We start from the raw sequence: 7,116 nt of genomic DNA, 5'->3' as shown, positions 1-7,116 counted from the left end.
AATTCGGCCACGAGCCCCTGGCCATAGGCGGTGCGGTCATCGACCACGGCGACGTTCTTGACCTTCATCTCCTTGGCGGCATAGACCGCCATGGCTGTACCGACCTGCCGGTCGTTGCCGCCGATACGAAACAGCCGTGAGTGGCCGAGTTCGGTCAGCTTGGGATTGGCACCCACGGTCAGCATCACCATGCCGGCCTCGTTGTAGACCCGGCTGGCCGGAATGGCGACACCGGAGTTGTAGGGGCCCACGACATAACGGACCTTCGCATCGGCCAGCTTCTGCGCTACCGATACGCCTTGGCGCGGGTCGCCGGCGTCGTCCTCGGCCACGACATCGAAGCTCACCTTCTGGCCGCCGACCTGAATGCCGTTGGCATTGAGCTCCTTGACCGCCAAAAGCAGGCCGTCACGGTTGTCCGTTCCATAGGCGGACTGCGGGCCCGACAGCGGGCTGCTCAGGCCGATCTTCACGACTTCCTGTGCATCGGCGGCCACGGTTGTGCAGGCCAGCGTGGTTGCCAGGAACGAGAAGACAAGGTGCCGTGTGCCCAGTGAAAGAGGCTTCATTTCAAAAAGCTTGCAGTTGGGACAGATCAAAACCGTGCGGAGAAACCCTGAAGACTTGGTCCGTGTGAGCCGGACCGCTGTGCGTGACTCGGCCAGCCGGCAATGTTAATTGGCTTTGGCTTTCGATGAGGAAGCAGGACTGGCCTGGAGTGACGCCATCGACCAATGCCGAACTCAGCGGCGCCGGTCGTTCACCTCGGCAGCCGCTGGATGCCCGACAGGATCAGCGCGACGCTCGCCAGCAGCACCGCTGTGAACACGAGCGTGGCGCCGCGCAGGCCCGGGACATCAATCAGCGCCCCAAGGCCCAAGGTGGTTGCCGCGGAGCCGAGATAGCCGGCTACCAGGTACATCAACGCAAGCCGTGCACGGCGGTCGGGGGGAGCCAGCGCGGTCACGGCGCTGGAGTAACCGACGAAGCGTGTGCCATAGCCAATCCCGCCGGCGATGGCGGCGAGTCCCAGGCTCCATGCCGAGCCCATTCCCAGGGCGCTCAGGCTGCCAGCCAAGGATACGACCAGCAGCGCCAGACCTGCCTGCACGGTCGTGCGTCGCGCTAAGCGGGACGCTGCGAGCCGGCTGCATCCCGCCACGACCTGGAACAGCGCGACGATGAGCCCGGCCACTCCTGTCCCCAACCCGGACAGGACCGTTCGTGCCAGCGGCGGGCCCAGGGCCATGAACACGCTGCCCACTGACCACGCAGCGACAACCACCGCACAGGCCGCGACAAAGCGTTGGCGCACCGGTCGGAATTGATCGGACCAACTCGGCTGGACGGATGGCGACGCCGGCGCTGAGGCAGTCCTTGAAGCCATGGGCCAGGGCAGCAGCACCAGCCCGGCGAGGGCCGCCATGGCCAGCAATGCATCTATCAAGAACGGGATCGCCCTGGCTCAGGTCTCCAGATGCAGCGCGGCCGATGAAGCCAATGGCCCGAGTGCCGCGCCGTTGGTGAATGCAAATGTCGCAATCATGGCCGCATGCGGCCGGCGGTCTGCTACTGCATCAAGGTCAGCCAGCGCGGCCGTGCATACGCTGCTCAGCGCGCCGCTCCCCAGTTCGGTGAGCAGCCGACCGATGAACAAGCCCGTCAGACTCGATGCGAAAGCAAACACCAGCGAGCCGGGCATCACCACGGCCAGAGCAGGCACGATCACGACACGGCGATCCGCATGGCGATCGGATACGCGCCACATCACTATCAGCGACACCAGTACACCCAGCGCATGGACGGTGAACAAGGCAGTCAGCGTCGTCGATGAGAACTATCAGCGTGCCTGGTAGATCCCGTAGAGCGGCGATGGCGCCGTGCTGCCGCAAAGCGCACTTCCCAGCGCCAGGGCGATGAAGCCACGCGCTGTCCCGATCTTCGATGCTGCGATCACCAGATGCCGGTCGTGGCTCACGTGCTAAGGCTGCTGGCCAGCCAGTCGACAAGGATGTCGCGCAACGGGTTGGCCTTGCGCCGCAAGGGAACCACCACGTTGTAACGCCCTTCGGCAGCCACGACGGCGTTGCCCAGGCGTACCAGCGAACCATCATCCAGGTAGCCTTGCACGAGAGTGCTCCATCCCAACGCGATGCCCTGGCCCGCGCGAGCCGCCTGCAGCGCCTCAGTGTAGTAGTTGAAGCTGAGCCGCGGCGCCGAATTGGTGGCGACGATGCCGGCACGGCCGAACCAGTCCGGCCAGGTGTACCAGGTCCAGTCGGGCACCTCGTGCCCGATCAGCTCACAGGCGGCGGACGGGAACATCGACCGGGCACTGCCCAACCGCTGCGCGTACTCGGGCGAGCACACGGGGAACACCTCGTCGGTACGTGAGGCAACGACCTGGCCGTCATCGAACGGCGGTAGCCCGAAGCGCACGATCACGTCCACATCGCCGCTGTTGAGGTTGATGCGCGAATCCTGGGACATCACCCGGATCTGGACCAGCGGATAGCGCTTGCGAAACTCGCCGATGCGCGGCAACAACCACAAGGTCGAGAACGCCAGCGTCGCCCCGATGGTGATCGTCTCCTGGCGCTTGGTGGAGCGAATCATGTCCACGCTCTCGGCGATGTTGGCAAAGCTCAGGGCAAGCGCGGACGCCAGCTGCAGGCACTGCGGCGTGGGCTCGATGGCGCGGTGTTTGCGCGTGAACAGCAGCGTGTCGAGCTGCTCTTCGAGCATCGCCACCTGGCGGCTAACAGCGGCCTGCGTCACGCCCAGCTCCGAAGCCGCCACCGTGAAGCTGCGGTGCCGCACGGCGGCTTCCAGCACCAGCAGCGCATTGAGTGAGGGGAAGTTCTTGCGAATCGGCATGACGGCTCTGAGCAGTAGCTTGCATAACTCAGTGTTATGCAAAACATGAGGAAATATGGCGTTGAAGACAGATATTCTGACAAATATCATTATTCGAAGTCATCCAAAAGGAGCCCCTTGCAATGTCTTCCAGCGCCTCTGCCTCCGTCTCTTCCCTGCTGTCCTCGCGCCGCAAGGGCTACTCGCTTCCCGCGGGTCTCTACACCCAGTCGGACGTCTTCGAAGCGGACATGAAAGTCTTCTTCAAGAACCACTGGATCCTCATCGGCCTGGAATGCGAGATTCCCGAGCCGGGCGATACGCAGGTGGTTGACATCGGCTCGTCCAGCGTCATCCTGACGCGCGACGATGACATGCAGGTGCGTGCGCTCCACAACGTGTGTCGTCACCGCGGCGCCCGCATTCTCAATACCGGCGCCACCGTCATCTCCAAGCTGGTGTGTCCCTACCACCAGTGGACCTACGAGCCCACGGGCGAGCTGATCCACGCGCCGCACATGGGCGTGGACTTCGACAAGACCTGCCGCAGCATCAAACCCGTGGCGCTGCGCTCCGTGGGCGGCCTGCTCTACGTGTGCCTCGGCGACAACCCGCCCAAGGACATCTCGTTCCTGCAGGACGTGATGGAAGAGCGTCTGGCCCCCTACGGCCTGCGCGACGCCAAGGTCGCGCACCAGGTCGACGTGATCGAGAAAGGCAACTGGAAGCTCACGATGGAGAACAACCGCGAGTGCTACCACTGCGTGGCCAGCCATCCGGAGCTGTGCGTGAGCTTCATCGACCTGGACTTCGGCTTTGACCTGGAGTCGATGAACGAGGAGGACCGGGCGCGCGCCCAGAAGCACATGGCAGAGCATGCCGAGCGCGAGCGCCGCTGGGAAGCCGAAGGCTTCAAGTCCTGCGCCGTGGAGCGCGTCATCGACTGCGAGACCAACTTCCGCACGCAGCGCCTGGCCATCGCCGGCGGTGGCGAGTCCCACACGCCGGACGCGACGGCAGCCTGCGCCAAGCTCATGGGCACCATGACCCGCAAGGACCTGGGCGACACGCACCTGTGGGGCCACAACTGCTGGAACCACTTCATGGGCGACCACGTGGTGAGCGCCATGGTCATTCCGCTGACCGCCGACACCACGCTGGTGCGCACCAAGTGGCTGGTGCACAAGGACGCCGTGGAAGGCAAGGACTACAACCTGGACAAGCTCACCAGCGTCTGGATTGCGACGACCAACCAGGACGCCGACCTCGTGGCGCGCTCGCATGCCGGCGTGCTCGACCCCAGCTACGAGCCGGGTCCCTTCTCGAAGTTCACCGAGAAGCAGCTCGACAACTTTGCCTCCTGGTACGTGCAGCGGATGCAGGCCCATGGTTACTGAGCTCACGCTGCCGACGTCCTGCGCACAGGGCGCCTTCTGGAGCCGCGAGGCTGACCAGGACCTGGTGTGCATCGACGTGCGCCAGGAAACGCACAACGTGCGGACCTTCACCTTCCGCGCGAAGCAGGAGCGCTACTTCGGCTTCGAGCCGGGCCAGTACTTCCTCTTCGACTTCGAGATCGACGGCGAGACGCACAGCCGCTGCTACAGCATGTCGTCGTCGGCGCTGGCGCCGCGCGCGTTCTCCATCACCGTCAAGCGCGTGGACGGGGGCAAGGTCTCGAACTGGCTGCACGACCACCTCAAGCCGGGCGGCATGGTGCGAGGCACCGGTCCTACGGGGACGTTCACGCTGCCCGACCCGGGCGAGGGGCCGTACCTGTTCGTGTCGGGCGGCTCCGGCATCACGCCGGTGATGTCGATGGTGCGCGCGCTGGCCGATGCGCGCCGCCACCCCGACATCGTGTTCGTGCACGCGGCCCGCACGCCGGCGGACCTCGTTTTCCGCGACGAGCTGCTGTACCGCGCCAAGGTCACGCCGAACTTCCGGCTGCTGTTCCTGCCCGAGCGCGCCGGCAACGAGACGGGCTGGTCGGGTCTCACCGGCCGGGTGTCGGAAGCGCTGCTCAAGGTGGCCGTGCCCGACCTGGCACAGCGCACGGTGATGTGCTGCGGCCCTGCGCCCTTCATGAAGGCCATGCGCGAGCTCTCTCTGGCGCTAGGCGTGCCGCAGGCGCGCTACTTCGAGGAAAGCTTCGACGCCGCGGTGCTCGACGAAGAGACTGTCACGCCAGCGCCTGCCGCGCAGGCTGCGAGTGCGTTCAAGGTAACCTTCGCCAAGCAAAGCAAGGTAATCGACGTGAGCAGCGAGCAGTCCGTGCTCGCCGCGGCCCGCCAGGGTGGCGTGCGGCTTCCGTCCTCGTGCAGCAACGGCCTGTGCGGCACCTGCAAGTCCAAACTGGTCTCTGGCTCCGTGGACATGAAGCACAACGGCGGCATCCGCCAGCGCGAGGTGGACGCGGGCTTCTTCCTGCCCTGCTGCTCCAAACCGCTGAGCGACCTGGTCATCGACCGCTGAGCCGGCGCGAGTCCTGCGGCTTCAACGGGCGCCATGCCCGCTGAAGCCGCACGGATGCAGGCAAAAAATCAGCCTCTCCTAGATTCGGAGCAGGTTGACTGGCTACCTTTAGGAATAGCGGCGATGGCCAACCCGCCAAGCCGGGGCCCCGACCACAACAATTAGAACATCGGGGACATTGCCATGCGCGATACCGAACCAGTGACTGGCCGCGAGTACGTGCTCGAAGACGGCATGACGCTGGTCTCCACCACCGATCTCAAAAGCTACATCACTTACTGCAACCCGGCCTTCATCCAGGTCAGCGGCTATGCCCGCGAGGAACTGCTGGGCCAGCCCCACAACATGATCCGTCACCCCGACGTGCCGGCCGAGGCCTTCCGCGACCTGTGGGCCACGCGGGCCGAAGGGCTGCCCTGGACGGGCCTGGTGAAGAACCGGCGCAAGAACGGCGAGCGCTACTGGGTGCGCGCCAACGTGACGCCGGTGGTGGAGAACAACCACACGGTGGGCTACATGTCCGTGCGCGTGAAGCCTTCGCGCCAGGAAGTGGCCGGTGCAGAGGCGTTGTATGCCGAGATGCGCAAGAACCCGCAGCGCTACCGGCTGCACCACGGCGAGCTGCACAAGCGCTCGATACGGGGCTGGCTGCGCACGAAGCTGCGCTGGGGCTTGGGCGGCCGCGTCGTGGTGACGAGCCTGGGCACCTCGGTAGGCAACGCGGCGCTGGCGGCCAGCGGGTTGCACTGGACGCTGAGCGTGGGCGCGGGCGTGGGGCTGAGCATGGCGCTGTGGCTGCGGCACCTGGCCGTGACGCCGCTGCGCGACGCCATCTCCACGGCCAACCGCCTGGCCGCCGGCCAGCTCGGCAGCGCCGTGCCCAAAGCCGGCGCCGACGAGGTCAGTCAGCGCATGCGCGCGCTGGCGCAGCTCGACGTGAGCCTGCAGGCCATCGTGGGCGACGTGCGGCACGAGGTCGAAGGCGTCCGCACCGCCGCCAGCGAGATCGCCACCGGCAACGGCGACCTGGGCTCGCGCACCGAGACCCAGGCCGGCAGCCTGCAGCACACCGCGTCATCGGTGGAGGAAATCGCCTTCACGCTGCGCCACAGCGCCGAGCACGCCGAGACCGCGCGCGGCCTGGCGCAGCAAGCCGCCGACGCGGCGCGCCAGGGCGGGCAGTCGATGCAGGACATGGGGCAGCGCATGGGCGAGATCCGCGATGCCTCGCAGCGCATCGGCGAGATCATCCAGGTCATCGACAGCATCTCGTTCCAGACCAACATCCTGGCGCTCAACGCCGCGGTGGAAGCCGGCCGCGGCTTCGCCGTGGTCGCCGGCGAGGTGCGCGCCCTGGCGGGCAAGACCACCGACGCGGCGCGCGAGATCAAGGACCTCATCGGCGACGCCACCGGGCGCGTGGAAGCCGGCAACGCGCTGGCCGAGGCCGCGGGCCGCACCGTGCGCCAGAGCGCGCAGGCGGTGGACCGCGTGTTCGACCTGATCGCCGACATGAGCCGCGCCGCGCAGGAGCAGGGCCAAGGCGTGGAGCATGTCAGCAAGGCCGTGAGCCAGCTCGACAGCGTCACGCAGCAGAACGCAGCGATGGTGAAAGACCTTTCATCAGCCGCTCGTTTGCTGCATTGTCAGGCCGAGACAGTGAAGACACCGTACAAATTTTCAGCCACGCTTGAGTTTCGAGTGCGTTGACCGCCAGCCCCAAGTCGGCTGGCAGACCCACTCGGAATTCAAGAGCCAGAAAAAAGGCGCGCCAGGGCAAGCATG

6 protein-coding genes and 1 pseudogene are annotated in these 7,116 nt (G+C 66.0%); 3 read left to right on the top strand and 4 right to left on the bottom strand.

Translation table 11 applies throughout. The annotated features are described in order from the left end of the window. The 4 genes and pseudogenes from H537_RS43205 to H537_RS0114920 all read right to left on the bottom strand — a co-directional run. The coding region (locus tag H537_RS43205) for a branched-chain amino acid ABC transporter substrate-binding protein (RefSeq protein ID WP_238446696.1) at positions 1 to 497 on the bottom strand (497 nt) is incomplete at its 3' end. 263 nt (positions 498 to 760) lie between these two features. Further along, positions 761 to 1,822, bottom strand: a pseudogene (locus H537_RS56770) (MFS transporter). Positions 1,823 to 1,840: 18 nt separating this feature from the next. Then, a complete protein-coding gene (locus tag H537_RS52870) occupies positions 1,841 to 1,978 on the bottom strand; it encodes a hypothetical protein (RefSeq protein ID WP_156901727.1) in 138 nt (45 codons plus the stop codon). Next, positions 1,975 to 2,877, bottom strand: coding sequence for a LysR substrate-binding domain-containing protein (locus tag H537_RS0114920; protein ID WP_028998547.1), 903 nt, complete (start codon positions 2,875 to 2,877; stop codon positions 1,975 to 1,977). The genes H537_RS52870 and H537_RS0114920 overlap by 4 nt, the downstream gene beginning before the upstream one ends. A 122-nt stretch (positions 2,878 to 2,999) precedes the next feature. Here H537_RS0114920 and H537_RS0114915 point away from each other — a divergent pair, with 122 nt between their 5' ends. The 3 genes from H537_RS0114915 to H537_RS43195 all read left to right on the top strand — a co-directional run bounded on the left by H537_RS0114915 (position 3,000) and on the right by H537_RS43195 (position 7,041). Next, a complete protein-coding gene (locus H537_RS0114915; RefSeq protein ID WP_028998546.1) occupies positions 3,000 to 4,253 on the top strand; it encodes an aromatic ring-hydroxylating oxygenase subunit alpha in 1,254 nt (417 codons plus the stop codon). Continuing rightward, positions 4,243 to 5,331 carry an FAD-binding oxidoreductase gene (locus H537_RS0114910; protein ID WP_043458877.1) on the top strand — a complete coding sequence of 363 codons (1,089 nt, stop codon included), beginning with the start codon at positions 4,243 to 4,245 and terminating at the stop codon, positions 5,329 to 5,331. The genes H537_RS0114915 and H537_RS0114910 overlap by 11 nt, the downstream gene beginning before the upstream one ends. A 183-nt stretch (positions 5,332 to 5,514) precedes the next feature. Continuing rightward, on the top strand, positions 5,515 to 7,041 hold the full coding sequence (locus H537_RS43195; RefSeq protein ID WP_051242661.1) for a methyl-accepting chemotaxis protein: 1,527 nt from the start codon (positions 5,515 to 5,517) through the stop codon (positions 7,039 to 7,041). Positions 7,042 to 7,116: the final 75 nt, after the last annotated feature.

Source organism: Azohydromonas australica DSM 1124 (assembly GCF_000430725.1).
In the GTDB taxonomy this organism is placed as follows: Bacteria; Pseudomonadota; Gammaproteobacteria; order Burkholderiales; family Burkholderiaceae_C; genus Azohydromonas; species Azohydromonas australica.
The sequence above is the reverse complement of the archived record's forward strand: the minus strand, read 5'-3'. Positions and strand labels throughout refer to the sequence as shown.